1 protein-coding gene and 1 pseudogene are annotated in these 1672 nt (G+C 37.3%); both read left to right on the forward strand.

Annotated features, from left to right (window positions below; genetic code table 11):
* Nucleotides 1-69, forward strand: a 69-nt coding sequence (locus tag V7149_RS26555) for a hypothetical protein (RefSeq protein WP_438824121.1), incomplete at its 5' end; no start/stop codon positions are given.
* 477 nt (nt 70-546) lie between these two features.
* Nucleotides 547-1672 (forward strand): annotated as a pseudogene (locus tag V7149_RS15535) (S9 family peptidase); the annotation flags it as partial.

Raw genomic sequence — 1672 nt, forward strand, 5'->3', positions numbered from 1 at the left:
CGTTTTGCTCCACAGACAGAACCGGAAAAACTGACAGCCGAAATAGAAGAAGTGCTGAAACCGTGCTGACAAACAATCGGGCGCAATCCTTGAATAAGGGATAAGCGCTCATTTTTCATTTTATGAACATTTTTTTGAGATAAATAAAATCATATCATTCAATGAAAACCAATTGATACTCTCCCATATCTAATATATTGAAAAACAATAACTGAAAGTAAGGAGGTCCTATATGGGATCACTAAAAGCCTTAGTCAAATGCAAAAAAGAAAGATGGAGAAGCGTTTGTTTCACTTGTTAAGCAACACGATCCGGCGCTTTAATTCAATAAAAGGAGAATACAGAACCGCCCGTAAATGGGAACTCTTTATTATTGAAATTAACACCTGCCTTCTTACACAACAAAGCATGTTAATCATTCTGTCTAAATATAATGAATGGGTAAATATGTTTTGGAAAATAAATAATTCACCAAATATTTAAAGCTCAAAAAGAACTCTATTTTGGTAGATAATTTTTTGAAAATAGATGATGGGTGGTAATGTAATGAATGAAGTAAGTCTAGATCCTTATGCGCATGTTAGTACGGTGAAAAATCTTGAATGTGAACCGAATGGAAAAAAGATAAGCTTTATTTGTGATTATTCGGGATTGCCACAGGTATGGGAGTATGATGGAGAAAATAGGGGGCTTGCCCAATCCTCTTTTACAAAGGAAGGAATCACATTCATAAAATATGTTACTGGTACATCGGATTTGATTATTGGGATGGACGTTTCCGGAAATGAGAGGGAACAACTTTACTTATTAAAGAAGGATGGAGAGCTGATCTCCCTGACAAACTCCCCAGAATATGTTCATTTGTATGGTGGAAGCTCTCCAGATGGAAAATGGATTGCTTGGTCTAGCAATCGAAGAAATCAAGCATTTTTTGATATTTATATCCAGAATCTTGAGACCCTTGAAATCCGCCTCGTTTTTGCGCAAGATGGGGCGTTTTCTGTTCTGAAATGGTTTCCCGATGGGCATTCATTATTGGTTAGAAGAACAAACTCTCCCCTCGATCATGATTTAGGTGTGTTATCCCTTTTAACTGGAGGTATGAACTGGATAACAGAACATACAGGAGAAGCAAGTTTTAGGGATGTCCATTTAAATAAGGATGGAGATCATCTTTATCTATTATCAAATAAAGACCGTGAATTTTTTGGGCTTGCATGTATTCATTTACCTACTAAACAATTCACTTGGCTGGAGCAGGGAGAGTGGGATTTTGAAGGGCTAGCCATGAATGAGAAAAAAAATCAATTAGCTTTCACGGTCAATGTGGGGGGGATCTCAAAAGGGTATTTACTAGATTTAGATATAAGTACCCTTTATACATGGGAAACACCAATGGGAGTGATCTCCAATCTCAAATTTTCACCAAAAAACCAAAAGCTCCTCTATATATTTAACGGGCCTGCACACCCATCTGATATATGGGCGCTTGACCTAGAAACCCTCAAGGCAGAACAGCTTACACATATTTCTCACATTCCCATACTTAAGGGGAAATTAATTGAGCCTGAACAAATATTCTATCGTTCTTTTGACAACCTTCAGATCCCTGCCTTTTACTATAAGCCGAAATCTGCAGCTGAGAAAATGCCGGTTGTCGTATATATTCATG

This window comes from Bacillus sp. JJ1503 (assembly GCF_036965125.1).
In the GTDB taxonomy this organism is placed as follows: domain Bacteria; phylum Bacillota; class Bacilli; order Bacillales; family Cytobacillaceae; genus Cytobacillus.